We start from the raw sequence: 17680 nt of genomic DNA on the forward strand, positions 1-17680 counted from the left end.
GCGTTGCGTTTTATAGTTCACTCTCCATTTCTACCAGACGGCCTTTTCGGGCGCTATCCGCGCTGAGTATCTCGATGAAAGCGTCAATAGACATGACACCAAGATCTTTGCCCTCTCGGGTGCGGACCGCTACGGCCTCGTTTTCGACTTCCTTATCACCAATGACCAGTAAATAAGGAACTCGCTGAATTGTATGCTCGCGGATTTTAAAGCCGATCTTCTCATTTCTCAAGTCGGCATTGGCTCTAAACCCTTCTGAAATCAAGCGATTTTGCACTTTTTGCACGAAATCGGCCTGCGCATCGGTGATGTTGCACACCATGGCCTGAACCGGTGCCAGCCAGGGTGGCATCGCCCCGGCATGCTGCTCGATCAGAATACCAATGAATCGCTCGAAGCTGCCGAGCGTTGCCCGGTGCAACATGACCGGCGTCTGTCGGTCACCATGCTCGTCCACATACTGGGCTTCAAGACGCCCCGGCATCGAGAAATCTACCTGTATGGTACCACACTGCCACATCCGACCGAGACTGTCTTTCAGGGTGAACTCGACTTTCGGTCCATAAAAGGCGCCCTCACCGGGCAACAGCGACCAGGGTTTGCCGTACGCATCCAGCGCAGAGGCCAGTGCCTGTTCGGCTCGATCCCAGTCTTCATCATTGCCGACCCGTTTTTCAGGGCGGGTCGATAGTTTGAGAATGACCTCGTCGAACCCAAAGTCGTAATAGACCTCGTTGAGCATTTCAATGAACTGTGCCACTTCAGACTGAATCTGGGATTCAGCGCAGAAGATGTGACCATCGTCCTGGGTAAACCCGCGCACCCGCATAATGCCATGCAAGGCCCCCGATGCCTCGTTCCGGTGGCAACTGCCGAACTCGGCCAGTCGCAGTGGCAAATCACGGTAGCTCTTCAACCCCTGGTTAAAGACCTGAATGTGGCAGGGGCAGTTCATTGGCTTGACGGCGTTGTCCCGAGCTTCACTGTGAGTGGTGAACATGTCGTCCCCGAACTTGTCCCAGTGACCGGACTTCTCCCACAGCGATCGATCGACGATCTGCGGCGTACGAATTTCCTGGTACCCGTGCTCACGTTGTTTCTGGCGCATGTACTGCTCAATGACCTGATACAGCGTCCAGCCATTGGCGTGCCAGAACACCATGCCAGGGGCTTCTTCCTGCAAATGAAACAGATCGAGCTTTTTGCCAATCTTGCGATGATCTCGCTTGGCGGCTTCTTCGAGAAAATGCAGATGCGCTTTGAGTTGTTTTTTATCAGCCCAGGCGGTGCCGTAAATGCGTTGCAACTGGGCGTTTTTGCTATCACCGCGCCAATAGGCGCCGGACACGCGCATCAGTTTGAAATGGTGGCAGAATTTCATGTTCGGCACGTGCGGACCCCGGCACATGTCAACGTATTCTTCATGGTGGTACAAACCCGGGTGGTCATTCCGGGCAACGTTCTGCTCCAGAATCTCCAGTTTGTAGGGCTCCTTACGCGCCGTGAACGCATCCACCGCTTCCTGCCAGGTTACCTTGTGCCGCACCACCGGATAATTGGTTTTGGCCAGTTCCAGCATGCGTTTTTCCAGTGCGACCAGATCTTCCTCTGTCAGCCGGTGCTCCATTTCAATGTCATAGTAAAAGCCATTTTCAATGGTAGGGCCAATCGCCATCCGGGCATCCGGCCACAGTTGCTTGACAGCATGACCCAGCAAATGAGCACAGGAGTGACGAATGATTTCCAGACCGTCTTCGTCTTTAGGCGTAATGATTTCGACAGCGGCGTCTTTGCTGACCACATCAACCAGGTCCACGCGGGTACCATCGATGCGACCGGCAACGGCATTTTTAGCCAGGCCAGGGCCAATGTCTTCGGCAATTTGAAGAATACTGACAGGGTGTTCAAACGAACGCTCGGAACCGTCCGGAAGGGTAATAACGGGCATTGCGGTGCTCCTTCAGTGGTGACCCCTACCATGGGCCACGTGTTGGATGTCTACCTCACCCTCGGGGTGAGCAGGACACATACGATTAGTCAGGCTGTTAGCAGACATCACACCCGAACCTACCCCTACCAAGGGACCGTATTCGAGCGGGCGGCACGCGCCGCCAGCCAACCAACAGAACGTGGCATTCTATCGGAAAGCGAACGCCGGTCATACCTCTGACACGCCCGGAACCAAGGCTATTCACTGATTCTGACCAGGGCGTTTACCGAACATTGACCGGCCAGTGCACATTTGCTTCACGATTCATGCGTAAAATTCGGGTCAATTACTCTATAGGGACTGTCAGGATGTGGAAGAAAGCCGTGGTCGTCGTGGCCCTGTTAGCGATCGGTTTTACCGGCTATCGCTGGATGAACGCCCCTGTTGAATCGGCGGCCAGCGAGCAGCGCCGTGGCAATGCAGCCATGTCGATGCGCGCAGGCATCACCGGTTCACGCTGGGGGCGCGACGGTGTCGACAGTTCGGCCATTCAAGTCGAGGCGCTAGAGGTATCCAGAACGTTAAACACACCCCAGATTCCGCTATTGGGGACCGTTCAGGCGAAACGACTGGAGATCATTACAGCACCCCAGGCAGGACGTATCACCGAAATACTGATTCGCTCCGGTGATTCGGTCACCGCAGGTGAGCCTCTGCTGCGCATGGAAGCCCGGGCGGTGGACTGGGCACTTCGTCAGCAGCAAGCCACCATTGACCAGCAACAGGCAAGCATTCGCATCGCGGACCGTCAGCATGAGCGTAACCAGGAAGCACTGGCCATTGCCCAACGGGATCTTGCCCGGGAACAGTCACTTCTGGAGCAGGGCTTTTCCAATGATACCAACGTTGCAGCCGCCCGCCAGACCTGGCGCAGCGCCCAACTGACGGTGGCCAACTACGACGATGAAGCCGCACAGCGGCAATCCCAACTGGAGCAGGCATTCATTGAACTGGAACAGGTACAAGACCAACAACTGGACCTGTCGCCCACGGCGCCATTCAGTGCCGACGTCGCATCGATAGACACCGCTGCTCAGGTACAAGTCGAGGCCGGTGAAACCCTGATCAGCCTGATCGACCGCGACTCGCTTTACGTCCGTACCCAAGTGCCCTTGCGCGTTTACCGGAACATTGCCGGAACCGAGATCGACGCAACCGCCTGGCTGAATAACACGCCTTACCCGCTGACACTGGACAATCTGGCGGCGACGTCCAACACCGGGTCGGTCAACCTCACTTTGAACCTGCCCCGCGACATTCCGGTATTGATCAACGAAACGCTGGAAGTCAGTCTGAAGCTGCCTCCAATAGAGAGCTTCGCCATACCGCAAAATGCCGTCTACTACGGCGACCAGATTTATCAGATTACTGAGGGTAGCCTTCAGGTGCTGCCGATTCGCATTCTTGGCTATCAACAACGTGACGGTGAACAGTGGGCGTTGATCGACAGCAACGAATTGGCCTCAGAAGCCACCATCCTGACGACCCGTTTGTCACAGCCGACCAATGGCACGCCCGTCACCATTGTTGAGCCCGGCACACCCTCGATACTCAGCCGCGGGGACTCCGGACAATGAACGGTTTCTACGCAAAACTTCTGGACCATCGCCTGGCTGCAAACCTGCTGATGATGGTTGTTATTGGAGCGGGTATCTGGGGGTTACAACAGGTCCGTTCGCAACTGTTTCCCGATACCGAACTGCCCTTGGTGCGCGCCAGCATTGCCTGGCCGAATGCGGATGCCGAGGCGGTTCGAACCGGGATCGTTGAACCGCTCGACCGTGCCATTCAGGATTCACGGCATTTTGATTTCGTGCGCTCGACAGCGCGCGAGGGCGGGATGAGTTTGTTTGCCCGTGTCTCCGACAGTTACAGTGCCAGTGAAGGCCTGACCGCACTGGAAGAAGCCATTGACGGCCTCGACTTGCCCGACGGTGCTGAAGTCGATGATGTTGAAGCCATCGAGATTACCGAGCCGGTTGCCAGTGTTCTGATTTATGGTGACGTGCAACGCAGTGAACTGACCGCTCTGGGCTATGAAGCTCGCCAGTCGTTGCTGAACCGGGGCATGGCAGTGGTAGATCTCGATGGCGTACCTGGCCGGGAGCGGCTGATCACCATTGATCTGGCCGCGCTCAACTCACTGGGCATTACGCTGGATACCCTGGCAAGCCGGCTAAGTACTCAGTTTGCTGTCGCTACCGCAGGGTCGGTGACCGTTGGCGACAACACCACAGCGCTGGTAACGGATGCCCCCGACTGGACCGTTTCGGCCTTGCAAGACGCCATTGTGGCCCAGAGTCCTGATGGTGGCGTGGTCAGGCTGTCACAAGTTGCCACCGTGGCCGAGCGTTTCGATACGGCCAATATTCTGCGCTATCAGGGGTTGCCCGCCATCAAGCTCGACATCGAGCGGGCTGCCGGAGAAGACACTCTGGAAAATGCCGACATTCTGGACCAGTGGATGGCCGACTTTGCCCTGGAGCTGCCTTACGGTGTCGGCTTTCACGCCTATAACGAAATCTGGCGTGTGGTGGAAGCCCAGTTGAACCTGGTACTGACCAATGGCATTGGCGGCATGCTTCTGGTCATACTGGTGTTGTTCATTTTTCTACGCACCCGCCTGGCGATCTGGGTGGCGGCCGGGATTCCCATTTCCTTCATGGGCACTCTGGCGTTCATGGGGTACACCGACACCACCATCAACACCATCAGTCTGTTTGGTTTCATCATCGCCATCGGCATCATCGTCGACGACGCCATTGTCGTGGCTGAAGATACGGCCGCCCTGGAATCCGAAGGGCTCGCCCCCCGAGAAGCGGCCAAGACAGCGGCATTAAGGATGATGCCCGCGGTTGTGGCATCCAGCCTGACCACCATCGCGGCTTTCCTGCCACTGATGCTGATTGGCGGCAGCTTTGGCAACTTCCTGATCGACATTCCCATTGTCGTCACAGCGGCCATTGTGGCGTCACTGATTGAGTGCTTCATCATTCTGCCGGGGCACCTGGGTCACCACAAACGCATGCGTCCGCCCAGCCGCTGGCGAGCGGGGTTTGACAAGCGCTTCGGGCAATTCCGCGATGGACCGTTTCGCTCCCTGGTGGCTCTGTCGATCCAAAATGGCGCTGTCTTTATTGCGGCACTGGTGATGATCAGCCTGATCGCACTGGGCGCTGTGACCAGTGGCAAAATTGCGTTTGAAGCCTCACCCTCGCTGGATCAGCCAACGATGAGTGTGTCACTGGACCTGCTCAATGGTACCAGCCTCACCCAGGCGGAGCAGGCTCTGGATGATCTGGAAGCCGTCGTACAGTCGATCAACGAAGACGTCGGTGGCGGCCTGATTGACACCCTGGTTCATGAATACAATCAACTGGATGAGCCCACCCGTGCAGAACTGAACATTTCACTCACCAGCGATACCGACCGGGCTTTGTCCAACGCCGAAATACTGCAACGCGTTCAGCAAAACTACGAATTGCCCAATGTAGTACGCAGCTTTTCGACCGGCCGGTCATTCCGCGGCCCCGGTGGCGGCGGAGACCTGTCGATTCGTCTTGAAGGCAACAATATTGACCAGCTCAAGGAAGCCTCGCTACTGCTGCAAGCACAATTGCAAACACTGTCAGATCTGAGCGATGTGACGGACGACTTGCCGTTCGACGCCCAACAGTATCAACTGACCCGTACACGCGCCGCAGAAGCCGCCGCGATCGAAATCAGCGATGTGGCTCGACAGGTGTCCTCTCAATTGTCAGGATTAAACCTCTACAACGTTGAAACCGGGTTTGAACAAATTCCGGTCCGGTTGCAACTGGAAGACCGGCAACGTGAAAGCGAGAGCTGGTTGCAATCACTCCCGATTCAATTGAGTGATGGAACCACCTTGCCTCTGGGTAGCCTGGTCGACTTTTCCTATCAAAAGGGGCTTGATCGAATCAGTGCGCGCAACGGCGTTTTATCGGTCACCGTTTCCGGCAGCTACAGTGGCGACCAGCTATCCGATCTCTATGCGGTACTGGAATCAGACATTTTACCGATCGTCACCTCACAATTCCCGGTCGACTATGCGATTGAAGGCCAAGCCGAGGAACTGGACGCCTTTTTCAGCGACACCCTGGTGTCGGTACTGATTTCCATCCTTCTGATCTACTTTATTCTGGCCTGGGTGTTTGAATCCTGGTTATGGCCTTTCGCTGTGCTGATCACAGTGCCCTTCGGTCTCATCGGGGCGGTGGCCGGTCACTGGATCATGGACATGCCTTTATCAACGATTTCCATATTCGGGCTGATCGGCCTCTCCGGTATCGTCATCAACGATTCGATCATTCTGGTGGCTGTTTTTCGCCGTTTGCACGCCCAGGGGCAATCCTTGTACGAGGCAACGCTGGCAGCAGCGACGTCGCGTTTGCGCCCGGTCATACTCACATCCATCACCACCATGGCCGGCCTGTCACCGCTGCTGTTTGAGACCAGTATTGATGCCGCCCTGCTCAAACCCATCGCCGTAGGCCTGGTATTTGGACTGGGGTTTGGCACCCTGTTGATTCTGCTCATGGTGCCGGTATTGCTCTACAAAATCGGCCAACTGACCGACTGGGCAAGTCGCCGCATTGACCCGACAGGAGCCCGCTCCGCTGAGGTGTGACCGAAGCCTTAGCAGGCTGTTGAAATTCGTAGAATTTCCGCGGCCTGCTACTGGAACATGTGGTCCGGCAATTCGGACGTTCCGGCAAAATCAATGACTGTTAAGTCATTGATTTTGTGAGAGAAGCAAAAATCGCAATTTTGGGATCTCATGTTTTGAAAAAGGCAGGAAGCCTTTTTCAACAACCTGTTAGCGGTCCAGCTCAGCCTGCGCTAACTGACCGGTCTGCACCTGCCACTGTGACCAGTAGGCGCCCTGGCCAGTCAGCAGGCTGCTGTGGGTGCCCTGCTCAACAATACGCCCATGTTCGAGCACCACGATCTGGTCGGCATGCACAATGGTCGACAGCCGGTGCGCAATCATAATGACCGTTCGGTCCTCAGCGATGTGGGCCAGAGATCGTTGAATGGCGGCTTCAGTTTCGTTGTCGACAGCGCTGGTGGCTTCATCCAGCACCAGCACTGCCGGATCTTTCAACAAGGCCCGGGCCAGGGACAACCGCTGACGCTGACCACCGGATAACTTAACGCCGCGCTCACCCACCTGGGTCTTGAACCCTTCAGGCAACCGGTCAATGAACTCCAGCGCTTCAGCCGTTCTCGCAGCGGCTTGAATCTCGTCAACGCTGGCGTCTGGCCGAGCGTAGGCAATGTTCTCGGCAATGGTACCATCGAACAAAAATACATCCTGACTGACCAGGCCAATATGCGTACGCAAATCGCGCAAAGACAAACGGTCGATGGCAATGCCATCCAGTTCGATCTGTCCCTGCTGCGGCTCGTAAAACCGCAGCAGGAGTTTCATCAGCGTCGATTTACCGGACCCAGTCGCCCCTACCAGCGCCAGCGTTTTACCCGCCGGCACCTCAATGCTGACATCATGCACGCCAGCGCCGCTCTGGCCGTACTCAAACGATACTTGTTTGAATTGAACCCGACCCGCAACCGGCCCTGAAAACAATTGATCACCGTCGTCCGGCACGGTAACCGGGGTGTGAATCAGGACCAGAATGCGTCGGGTACTGGCCATGGCGCGTTCAAACAGGTCAATGGTTTGTGCCAGCTCGGTCAGTGGCCACAACAAGCGCTGGGTCAGAAATACCAGTACGCCGTAGGCACCTACGCCGAGCACGCCATTCAACACCTGAAATCCACCGACGACAAAGGTAAACAAAAAGCCGGTCAAAATGGCCATCCGGATAACCGGAATAAAGGCCGAACTGATCGCGATCGCTCGGCGGTTCGCCTCGGCATAAGCATCGCTGTCGGCCCGGATCTGTCGCGCTTCCCGCTCTTCGGCAGTAAAGGATTTGATCGTTGCCATTCCGCCTATGTTGTTGCTCAAACGGGTAGCCAGAACGCCCACCCGCTCACGCACATCGGCATACAGTGGCATGGCTCTTTTCTGAAAATAGAACGCCCCCCAGATAATCAGCGGAATGGGCGTAAATGCCAGAAAGGCAATCAACGGTGACAAGACGAAAAAAACGGCGCCGACCGCGACCACGGTCACCAGCACCTGAATGATGTCGTTGGCGCCCCCATCCAGAAACCGCTCCAACTGGTTTACGTCGTCGTTCAGTATTGAGATCAACTGACCGCTGCTGCGCGATTCAAAAAAGCTCATGTCCTGTTTTTGAATATGTTCGTAGGCATCCTGGCGAATATCAGCCTGCAGGTGTTGCGCCAGATTACGCCACAGAATCATATACAAGTACTCAAACAGAGACTCCCCCGCCCAGATGACAAAGGTCAGCACCGCCAATGCGATGATTTGCGACTGCGGCGTCTCCAGCCCGAGCTGGGCAACAAAACTCGCCTCCTGATTGACCACCACATCAATGGCAATGCCGATCAGAATTTCCGGGGCAATATCGAACAGTTTATTCAATGCAGAACACACCGTTGCCGCTATGATGCGACGGCGATAGCCTCGAGCGTATTTCAACAATCGAAGCAGTGATTGAAAGCTGGTTGCAGGGGCAATAAATGACATGTCTTTCCTTATAGTCAAGCACTCGCCTGCTGAATGCGGGCAATGGAATCTTTCTCTTCAATGGGCCAGTGCAGCCAGGCGGCTATGAGACCCAACACAATACCGGCAATCCAGATACCGTCGTAACTCTGATAGTTCTTGTACAACCACCCACCCAGCCAGACACCGCTGAAGCTGCCAACCTGGTGGCTGAAGAAAACAACACCATACAGAAACGTCATGTAACGAGTGCCGAACAGAACAGCAACGAGACCCGAAGTCGGTGGGACGGTCGCGAGCCACAAAAAGCCCATGATGGCACTGAACACCAGAATGGTCACCAGCGACACGGGAACCAGCAAAAACGCAGCGATGGCAACCACGCGCCCCAGATAAATAGCCGCTAAAATGGTTCGCTTCGGACGCAGGCTGCTCTGCACGCCAGCAATGTAAGCACCAAAAACGTTGCATAAACCAATCAGACTGATACTCCAAGCACCCACTTTGGCTTCGAAGCCGAGATCGACAACATAACCCGGCATGTGCACGGTAATAAAAGCAACATGAAAACCGCAGACAAAAAAACCCAGCACCAAGAGGGTGTATGAGCGCACTTTCAATGCCCGCTTCAAAATGGTCCAGAGGGACGCATCGATTTTTGGACTTGAGGTGTCATTGGCACCCCCGTATGGAGCCAGCGGCAAGGCAAGCACGGCCATAATAAAAGCCGAGGCACTGAGCCATTGCAAGGCGCGAAACCAACCGGCCAGATCGACAAGTTCCTGCATCAGCGGTACGACCAGAAACTGGCCAAAACTACCAGCCGCCGTACCAACGCCCAGCGCCCAACCGCGACGGTCTTCGGGTACGGCCCGGGCAAGCGCTGGTAACACGATGCCAAATGCGGTGCCTGCTACGCCAGCGCCAACCAATAACCCGGCCGTGGACACCATGGCCAGTTCAGTCGTCGAGTAGGACATTCCCCACATGCCGGCGGCGTAACACACCACGCCTGCCAGCAGCACCTTGAGATTGCCAAAGCGGTCCGCCAGACCGCCGGCAAAGATAGCCATTACACCCCAGGCGAGGTTTTGCACCGCCAGTGCCAGTGACAACACATCCCGACCCCAGCCCCGGGCTTCTGAAATGGGCTGCATAAACAGACCAAACCCGGCCCGATACCCGAACGACAACATCAACAGCAAACACGCGCTGATCAACACCGGCAATACCGGCATCAAACGACCCTTCATGACACGCCTCCGACAGGCATCAAACCGGTAGATCAAAGTAAAACAAGCTCGAAACAATACTCCGACCGGTAAAGGAGAACAACGTTCAGAACGCTTTGTTCCAACCTGCTACAACGCCCTATCAGGCTTGCTCCGGCCAGCAACCACGGACCTTCAATCGCCCGATGCGGGCTGGGCATCGTATTGATGAGGGGTTTCTTAATCGTTATAGTCAAAAACCCGTAATCGCCTGCACCTTCAGGGGTGACCGGAATCGATATCTCCCCCCGAACCGGAGTGAAGCATGACCGACCGCCGCCGCATGATTCTTATCTGTTTGTGCTTCATCGCCTTCATTTCACTGGGTTTGCCAGACGGTCTGCTCGGCGTAGCCTGGCCTGGCATCCGTGCCGACTTTAATCAGCCCCTGGACGCTGTAGGCTGGCTGCTGGTGGCAACCACCACCGGTTACATGATCAGCAGCTTTTTCAGCGGTGCAGTCAGCCGGTTTTTCGGCATCGGTCTACTGCTGGCCTTCAGTTGCATTGCAACCGGCGTCGCCTTGCTCGGGTTCACTCTGGTTCCAGTTTGGTTGGGTTTCGTGGTTCTGGGTACTCTGGTCGGTTTGGGCGCCGGAGCCATTGACGCAGGCCTGAACACCTATGTCGCTGAACACTACAGTGAACGATTGATGCAGTGGCTGCATGCCAGTTTTGGCATTGGTATTACGCTCGGCCCGCTCATTATGACATTGATGCTGAATCTGACCGGACAATGGTCGCCCGGTTATTGGCTGGTAGGTTGCGCCCAAGTCTTTCTGGGGTTGTGCTTTTTCGTTTCCGCCCGGTTATGGGAGGCACCGGTGTCGGCGAATGCCGAGCCCACCCTGACAGACGATGCCGGCAAAGTCGCCCAAACCCACCCCGGCCCGCCAACCAACGCTCAACCGGGCAAGGCACCAGCCAGCTTTGTGTCCTCTCTGACAACCCCGGCGGTCTGGTTGAGCATGGGGCTATTCTTTGCCTATACCGGCCTGGAACTGACACTGGGTTTGTGGGGGTATTCGTTATTAACCGAATCGCGCGAGGTGGAGGCTTCCGCGGCCGGCCTGTGGATCGCCATTTATTGGGGCATGTTTACTCTGGGCCGCATGGTCGCCGGGGTATTTGCCAATCGCATGGGCAATCACCGCCTGGTTACTGGCAGCCTGATACTGGCGCTGGCCGGTACCGTATTGTTGGCCTGGAACCCGATTGCCTGGGTCGGGCTGATCGCCATAGGCCTGGTCGGTTTCGCCTTCGCGCCGATCTTTCCCGGGCTGGTGTCTGGCACCCGACTGCGAGTGGGTGAGGCACACCTGGCGAACACTATGGGCATGCAGATTGCCGCTGCGGGTATCGGTGCCGCCTGTTTGCCTGCCCTGGCCGGTGTTCTGGCCGAACAGACGTCACTGGAAATTGTACCGGGTTTTCTGATTGTGTTTATTGCTGTGCTCGGCGTGCTATACGGAGCTTCCCGGCGCCTCGGGAATCGCCAGATCGGCATCGACCCGGTTGATCACTGACGTCTTGTTGCCCGAGAGCTTGATCACCGGCGTCTGCAGCATGAGCGTGTTGGGAACGGTCATCAGATCGCCCTTATCGTGCCGGATCATGACATGAAATGAAGAGATCTCTTCAATGACTCCGGTCAGATCATAATCCGCATTGAGAATCCGCACCCGATCACCGATCCGGTAAGGAAATTGGAAAAAGATGATCATGCTCGCCGTCAGATTGCTGAGAATCGACCATTGCGCAAACAGCGCGATACCAATGACTGCGAACAACGACGACAGAAACACCGTCAATTCGCCGTATTCAATGCCAAAGGTCAGCCCCAGGGCAATCAGGTAACTGACGGCGTGAACGCTTCGCAACAACTTTCTCACCAGCGCCTTACGCTGGACCGGAACATCTTTTGAATTGACCCAGCGACGAATAAAGTAATTAAGAGCCTTATGAGTGATAAAAAAGGCCACTAAAAGCGCCAGAAATACTATGTATTGCCAGGACACGTGCGCAGACTCCTGCCCATATTTGAGTGTTTACGCCCTTCAGACTCGATATCGGGTGCCCCGGGCGCGTGAATTGCTTACACTTTACCGTAAATCACCCAAACATCGAGAGTTCCGATTTTGAGTCAGCAACCACAGCGCAGCGGATTCTTCAGCAATCTGCTGTTCAACATCATTGTCCCAGTCGTTATCCTCAGCAAATTCAGCGGACCTGATCGACTGGGGCCGGCCTGGAGCATTGTTGTTGCTCTGGCCTTCCCCATTGGCTATGGCCTCTGGGAAATGCGCCAGACAGGTAAGTTGAACGCAATGTCGGTTATCGGTGTGATCAGTGTCTTTCTGACCGGCGGCATCAGTCTGCTGCAACTGGACCCGAAGTACATCGCCATTAAAGAGGCGGCTATCCCCGGCCTGCTGGGCCTGGCCGTACTCATTAGCCAGAAAACCCGCTGGCCACTGGTGCGCACCCTGATATTCAATGCCCAGTTGATCGCCATCGACCGGGTCAACCAGGCACTGGATCAGCGCGGTACGCACCGCCAACTGGAGCAAAGCCTGTCGCTGGTGTCCTATATCGTCGCGGCGTCGTTCTTCCTGTCGTCCGTTCTTAACTATGTACTGGCCCGGGTCATTCTGGTGAGCCCGCCCGGAACCACTGCGTTCAGCGAAGAGCTGGGCAAGATGACCGCTCTGAGTTATCCGGTGATCGCACTGCCAAGCACCATCGTGCTGATGTCCGCCATCTTTTTTCTGCTATACCGGCTAAAGAAACTCACCGGACTGGACCTCGAATCCCTGATGGTGGATCAAAACGCAAGCAAAGACGGCAGCAAAGAAGCTCCGGAGACCAAATAACCAATAGCCCAGACGTAAAAAAGGCGGGGAAACCCCGCCTTGAACGTATCGATTGTGTGAGTGGCCCTACCGGATCCACGGTCAATCAGCAGAAGAACCTCCTGACTCACTATCCCCAGACTCACTATAGGTCGGTGGACAAACCCCCCGATACAGATCTATCAGTGCAAGGTCGCGCTGCCGACAACGCCGGCACGACCGTATTCCTGTGTCGCTTCCTGGACGGCACGGAATCGCTCAATTTCGAGGTCAGCCGGGCCACCATTCTGCAAGTGAAAATCGTACAGAGTGCTGATCAACGTTGATAACACGTCGTTGTTGTTCAACAACCCTTCTTCAATGCCTGAGGCCGACAGGATATCGGCAATAGGCTCCAGGTTAGCTTGCAATTCGCCCTCTTCATCACGACTTATTTCCAGGGCGCCGAAATCAAACGATTCAGAAACGATCAGCTCGAACTGTCTTACATCATTCATAGCCTTACCTCGCTCTTAAGAGCCTCGATCGGAAGCAGCGTGCAGAACCACCCGAGGCTCTCAGGGTGGCTGCGTGGATAGACCGATTGCGAACACAATCCCCTACACCATACAAGAAAGCGGCCCAGTCGCCAAATCACGGGCCTTTGGGCCGGAGCCCCATACGGTTAAACCGTCGTCACCCACTCGTGTGAGGCCAGATTCACAGTCTGTTCAGCTCGGCACCTCTACACTGGTCTTTCACTCGAAGGAGCTTTGTTATGATCCCGATCACAGCGTATCGACCTGGCTGGTTACTGGCAGGCTTGGTTTTATCAATGAGTGTTAACGCCTGGCACCCTGACACTGCCAGCCTGAACCCGCCATTGGCTGAATCGACGATCAAAACCCGACCGATTGTGACAGCCCATCGCATGCCCGATTCGCTTACCGGGCAGGTATTCCAGTGGCAATACAGCCTGCTTGAAAACGGATCGAGGGTGCAGCCAGACCATTCAGACGCCTACCAGCTCAGGTTTGGCAGCGAAGGTCGTATCAGCCTCAGAGCAGACTGCAATCACTATGCCGCCTCCGCCAGGCTGACCGACACCGTCTTTGCCATCGGTCCCATGATCGGTACGCGCGCGCTGTGCCCGAAAGGCAGCCTTGAGCGCCCTTTCATCAACTTTATCGAATCAGCCTCGCAATGGTCACTGGACGGGTCGCAGTTGACACTTCGTTTGCCACACGATGAAGGAACCATGATCCTGGCCGCCGCAGAAGATCATGAATAAAGTCGCAATGCCCACCTGACCCAGGGGGGGGCATGCGCAACGTTTCGGGACCGGTCGCGTAGCGAATGTGCACAACTCACTGCAGTCACGGAACGCTACGACCAAGCCACTGGCCAACGGTTTAAGAAGCTCAAACAAAAAAGGGCCCGAATGGGCCCTGTTATAAAAGCGGTTTAACACTGCGTTATTGGCGAACCAGATCCACCAGAACGGTCCCCAGGTTACCGGGGTTCAGGCCGTCTGTTCCCAGACTGAATGAGCCATAATAGCGCTCACCGGCAACGGACCCGGGCAAGTTAAAGCCAAGATCGACGGTGAATGGCTCTCCGCCTGGCACCGATACCGGTACGTCGACGTTGAGGTTACCCACATCGCCGGTCACCACAGCCGTGTGCAGTGTGAGCGCCTGGGGCTCGGCGTGTCCGGCCTCCCAGTTTTGAACCACGACCCACAGAGTACCGGCTGGCGGATTGGCGATGTTGACGTACTCCAGTGCCGACCCGGTTGCGGCGTAATCAATCAGACTGGCAAAGCCCGGGTCATCACCCGATCCGACGAACACATCCAGATCACCCGATTCCGAGTCAGAAACGTCCACGACAAAGCGTGTCGCATTCTCCGGAACCTCGACGGTAAAGAAAAAGGTGCCGTCGACACCGGGGTCAAAACCATCGAAAGGGTTATCGTTGCTCGGGTCAGAAACCAGAGCCGATTCCGTTATGGTCGAAGCCGCCAACCCGGTTATGCGCACTTCAGCCGCACTGATGTCTACGGCCTTAAGGCCATCGAGACTGACAACATCACTGGCCAGTGGCGCCGTAATGGTGATGGCCCCGGGCAAATTGCTCAGCGCCGGTTGAACCGCGACCGGGAAATGCACATCGGGCACACGCCGGGTCAGGGATTTGAGCTGCAATTGCGCAAACTGCCATTCACCCACCGGTGCGCCCGATGCATCCGCCTCAATGGTTAACACCTGGCTCTCACCCGGCGCCAGACGGAATCGCTGCGGCGCAACCGTCAGCCCAGTCTGGGGCTCTGCTCGCCAATGCGTCGACTGGTTCGAGACATTGGTCACGGTGCGCGTCCACTGACAGTTGACGACACACCGAGCCTGGCCAAGCCCCGTCAAGTTCAGGACCGCTGGCTCCCCCCCGACGAACGGATCGGCTGCCAGAAAGGCATCCTGCTGCTCGTCCAGAACCAATGCAGCCTGGGCCGCCCGGGGCAAATCAATTCGCCCACCGCCCATATCAAACGGATCAGCCTGGCGCGAGCCGTCTTCCTTGCGATGCTCTTTAACCGCCGTTGTCATCATCGCGGATTGAATTTGCATGGGTGACCAGTCAGGGTGCAAAGCCGTCAGCAAAGCACCGGCGCCGGCGATGTGCGGGCTCGACATTGAGGTCCCCTGAATCACAGTAAAGTCCTGATCGGCATCGCTATACCCCTCATGAAAGGCCGCAAAAATGGCCCGGCCCGGAGCGGTAATGTTGGGTTTAACCACACTGGGCACCGATGGGTTTACACCGCGTGAACTGAAGTAAGCCAGCACATCGGCGGTTGCCTCGTCATGAACCAATTCAGTACCCGTCAGGCGACCCTGATGACCGTGACCCGAGGCCAACCAGTCTCGCAATCTGGAGGCATCGGTGTAGGTAATGTGAGTGGCGGGCAACACATGTGCATCTGTTTCCAGATAGCCCGACCCATCCGGCGTGGTCGGTTCCCGGGTAAGTATCATGCCACCGCCACCGTTGGCGGCAACGTGCTCACCTTTAGCAGCCCGGCCAATATCACCTGCCTCGCAGAGCACAATCTCGCCGTTGAACCGCGCACTGAATTCGCCGGGCAGACACAACGGATTGGCAAAGTCTGACGCGTCTACAATCGGAGCCGGTCCATACCCGGAGGAAACGCTCTGCCCGATAATCTCTCCCGGCGGTGGCGCGAGCCCTCCGGACAGATCAACCAGCGAATTTTTATAAAACAGAGGATGAGCGCTGGCGGCGACTGATGTCACCCAGGGCGCATCCGCCGGGTTGCCCAGAGTGGCGAAGTCCGGACCTGAATTGCCAGCGGAGGTGGCGACAAAGATACCCGCATCCATCGCGGCCAGAAAAGCCAGTGAATCCGGATCGCCCCAGGGGTCGGATGCACCTCCGCCAATGGAATAGTTGATCACATCTACACCGTCGGCAATGGCCTGGTTGATGGCAAACAGGATGGCGCTCAGATAACACCCGGCTTCGGAGCACACGCTGTAAGCGATCACATTGGCCCGCGGTGCTACCCCGGCGATGTGTTTGCTCAGTTTGAAGCCTGCAGGCGTCGTGACAGTTGCGTTGTACACGAGGTTGCCGGCAGCCGTACCGGCGGTATGAGACCCGTGACCGTCTGTATCACGAGGGCTGCCCTCGTTGATCAGTTCATGCCCCCAGGCGCCAATCAACTTGTCGTTGCATGGAAAGCCGGGATCGTAAACATCGGAACCAGCATCACAAACCCCCAGATAAGTGTCATGGGGATTACGATGCCGGTAGCCGTCACTGTCTACCGCCGCAAAAGAATCACTGACCGGGTTAATCCCGGTATCAATAATACCCACAACAACGCCTTCACCCCGGGTTCCGGCCTGACCTGCCACACCTCTCCAGACTTCGGGGGCGCCGATCCAGGCGAAGCCACCTTCCCACAGGCAACCGGCGAGACCCAGAGTTGCGAGCACAGAAGCGGCCAGGCCATGACGTCGGTTCAGTCGCCCGGTCGCCAGCGCCCATACCAATGTGACCAGGGCCAGACTCAGGGCAGCGGCCAGAGACCACCACAGCCAGACCGTTGAATGCGTGTCGCTGGCAACTGGCAAGGCATAGCCGGAAGCGTCACTGGGCGATCGCGTCAACTGTCGCAACTCGTCTTTGTGGATACTGCGAATACCCGGTAAACCCGCCAACTGGCTAGCCTCGGTATTGGTCAGTTCAACCACCACCGCATTGACAGCCAGGTGAAACTGGTCGACAACGTCTACGGAACGGCCCAGGCGAGCAGAGATTTGCTGCAGTAACTTAGCCTGTTGGGACTCAAGATACTGCCCATATGCCCGGACCTCCGGGGTTCGAACATCCAGCGACGCTCTGCCCTCGGGGCTGGTCGACTGATAGCCGGCTATATCACCCCGGTAGCGAGCCACAGCGGCCGCATCGCCAGTAATGATGTATCGGTCAAAGGGCGTGGCCGCACGGCTGAACGGCTGGATACCGGGCGCCGCGGCCTGCTCTGAAGGACGAGCCTTCTCAAGCACATTTCGCTCACCGGTTAGGGTGCGTTCGGATACTTCAGATTCAGCCAGGGCAGTCGTCGCGACCAGAGACAGGCAAAGGCCTGCGATCAATGACGGCAGCGAAGCCCCAGACCATCTGCGGCGAAACCGCACGGTTAATTGAGACGGGGTCATGTCATTTCCTTGTTTGTCGAAGTTGAGAAACACGGAGCCCCTCCGGGTTCACCGCGTATCACAGGCCTGGAGACAACATGACCTAACAAGTGCCTGAACCACACCCCCGAAAGAGCAAGTCAGAGACTGCTTAGTGGGCCACCTTCCGACAAAACGCCTGCATCCTTGCCCGATTCACGCAACGATCCGTCACTGGATCGAAGACAGGCCGTAAAACGG

General features: G+C 56.5%; 11 protein-coding genes. 5 read left to right on the forward strand and 6 right to left on the reverse strand.

The window, feature by feature from the left end; translation table 11 throughout:
• Nucleotides 1-10: 10 nt before the first annotated feature.
• The gene (gene thrS / locus G565_RS0102620; protein WP_028669581.1) at nucleotides 11-1948 is read right to left on the reverse strand and encodes a threonine--tRNA ligase; all 1938 of its coding nucleotides are present in this window, start codon (nucleotides 1946-1948) and stop codon (nucleotides 11-13) included.
• A 350-nt stretch (nucleotides 1949-2298) separates the two neighbouring features.
• Between thrS and G565_RS0102625 the strand changes: the two genes are divergently transcribed.
• Nucleotides 2299-3567, forward strand: a complete 1269-nt coding sequence (locus G565_RS0102625) for an efflux RND transporter periplasmic adaptor subunit (RefSeq protein WP_028669582.1) — start codon at nucleotides 2299-2301, stop codon at nucleotides 3565-3567.
• Nucleotides 3564-6641, forward strand: coding sequence for an efflux RND transporter permease subunit (locus G565_RS0102630; protein ID WP_028669583.1), 3078 nt, complete (start codon nucleotides 3564-3566; stop codon nucleotides 6639-6641). The genes G565_RS0102625 and G565_RS0102630 overlap by 4 nt, the downstream gene beginning before the upstream one ends.
• A gap of 189 nt (nucleotides 6642-6830) precedes the next feature.
• Here G565_RS0102630 and G565_RS0102635 read toward each other — a convergent pair whose 3' ends face one another.
• Together G565_RS0102635 and G565_RS0102640 are read right to left on the reverse strand one after the other, a co-directional pair.
• Nucleotides 6831-8636, reverse strand: coding sequence for an ABC transporter ATP-binding protein (locus G565_RS0102635; protein WP_028669584.1), 1806 nt, complete (start codon nucleotides 8634-8636; stop codon nucleotides 6831-6833).
• A 14-nt stretch (nucleotides 8637-8650) separates the two neighbouring features.
• Nucleotides 8651-9868: an MFS transporter gene (locus G565_RS0102640; RefSeq protein WP_051207185.1), complete on the reverse strand. Its 1218-nt coding sequence runs from the start codon at nucleotides 9866-9868 to the stop codon at nucleotides 8651-8653.
• A gap of 283 nt (nucleotides 9869-10151) precedes the next feature.
• Between G565_RS0102640 and G565_RS22640 the strand changes: the two genes are divergently transcribed.
• Nucleotides 10152-11411 carry an MFS transporter gene (locus G565_RS22640; RefSeq protein ID WP_037337368.1) on the forward strand — a complete coding sequence of 420 codons (1260 nt, stop codon included), beginning with the start codon at nucleotides 10152-10154 and terminating at the stop codon, nucleotides 11409-11411.
• Here the strand turns inward: G565_RS22640 and G565_RS22645 are convergent.
• A complete protein-coding gene (locus tag G565_RS22645) occupies nucleotides 11349-11903 on the reverse strand; it encodes a mechanosensitive ion channel family protein (RefSeq protein WP_084649186.1) in 555 nt (184 codons plus the stop codon). The two genes, G565_RS22640 and G565_RS22645, sit on opposite strands and share 63 nt — an antisense overlap.
• Before the next feature lie 120 nt (nucleotides 11904-12023).
• Between G565_RS22645 and G565_RS0102655 the strand changes: the two genes are divergently transcribed.
• Complete coding sequence (locus G565_RS0102655) at nucleotides 12024-12758, forward strand: VC0807 family protein (protein WP_245584108.1); 735 nt, start codon at nucleotides 12024-12026, stop codon at nucleotides 12756-12758.
• A gap of 161 nt (nucleotides 12759-12919) precedes the next feature.
• Here the strand turns inward: G565_RS0102655 and G565_RS0102660 are convergent, their stop codons facing one another.
• The gene (locus tag G565_RS0102660) at nucleotides 12920-13234 is read right to left on the reverse strand and encodes a hypothetical protein (RefSeq protein WP_028669587.1); all 315 of its coding nucleotides are present in this window, start codon (nucleotides 13232-13234) and stop codon (nucleotides 12920-12922) included.
• 260 nt (nucleotides 13235-13494) lie between these two features.
• Between G565_RS0102660 and G565_RS0102665 the strand changes: the two genes are divergently transcribed.
• Nucleotides 13495-14007 (forward strand): META domain-containing protein, encoded by a 513-nt coding sequence (locus G565_RS0102665; protein WP_028669588.1) that lies wholly within the window; start codon nucleotides 13495-13497, stop codon nucleotides 14005-14007.
• A 184-nt stretch (nucleotides 14008-14191) separates the two neighbouring features.
• Here the strand turns inward: G565_RS0102665 and G565_RS22650 are convergent, their stop codons facing one another.
• Nucleotides 14192-17461: a S8 family serine peptidase gene (locus G565_RS22650; RefSeq protein ID WP_157599986.1), complete on the reverse strand. Its 3270-nt coding sequence runs from the start codon at nucleotides 17459-17461 to the stop codon at nucleotides 14192-14194.
• Nucleotides 17462-17680: the final 219 nt, after the last annotated feature.

This window comes from Saccharospirillum impatiens DSM 12546 (assembly GCF_000423605.1).
GTDB classification, from domain to species: domain Bacteria; phylum Pseudomonadota; class Gammaproteobacteria; order Pseudomonadales; family Natronospirillaceae; genus Saccharospirillum; species Saccharospirillum impatiens.

What these genes read in the sequence shown, in the direction of transcription:
- thrS (WP_028669581.1), bottom strand. Translation starts at nt 1,948, where the DNA reads ATGCCCGTTATTACCCTTCCGGACGGTTCCGAGCGTTCGTTTGAACAC.
- G565_RS0102625 (WP_028669582.1), top strand. Translation starts at nt 2,299, where the DNA reads ATGTGGAAGAAAGCCGTGGTCGTCGTGGCCCTGTTAGCGATCGGTTTT.
- G565_RS0102630 (WP_028669583.1), top strand. Translation starts at nt 3,564, where the DNA reads ATGAACGGTTTCTACGCAAAACTTCTGGACCATCGCCTGGCTGCAAAC.
- G565_RS0102635 (WP_028669584.1), bottom strand. Translation starts at nt 8,636, where the DNA reads ATGTCATTTATTGCCCCTGCAACCAGCTTTCAATCACTGCTTCGATTG.
- G565_RS0102640 (WP_051207185.1), bottom strand. Translation starts at nt 9,868, where the DNA reads ATGAAGGGTCGTTTGATGCCGGTATTGCCGGTGTTGATCAGCGCGTGT.
- G565_RS22640 (WP_037337368.1), top strand. Translation starts at nt 10,152, where the DNA reads ATGACCGACCGCCGCCGCATGATTCTTATCTGTTTGTGCTTCATCGCC.
- G565_RS0102660 (WP_028669587.1), bottom strand. Translation starts at nt 13,234, where the DNA reads ATGAATGATGTAAGACAGTTCGAGCTGATCGTTTCTGAATCGTTTGAT.
- G565_RS0102665 (WP_028669588.1), top strand. Translation starts at nt 13,495, where the DNA reads ATGATCCCGATCACAGCGTATCGACCTGGCTGGTTACTGGCAGGCTTG.
- G565_RS22650 (WP_157599986.1), bottom strand. Translation starts at nt 17,461, where the DNA reads ATGACCCCGTCTCAATTAACCGTGCGGTTTCGCCGCAGATGGTCTGGG.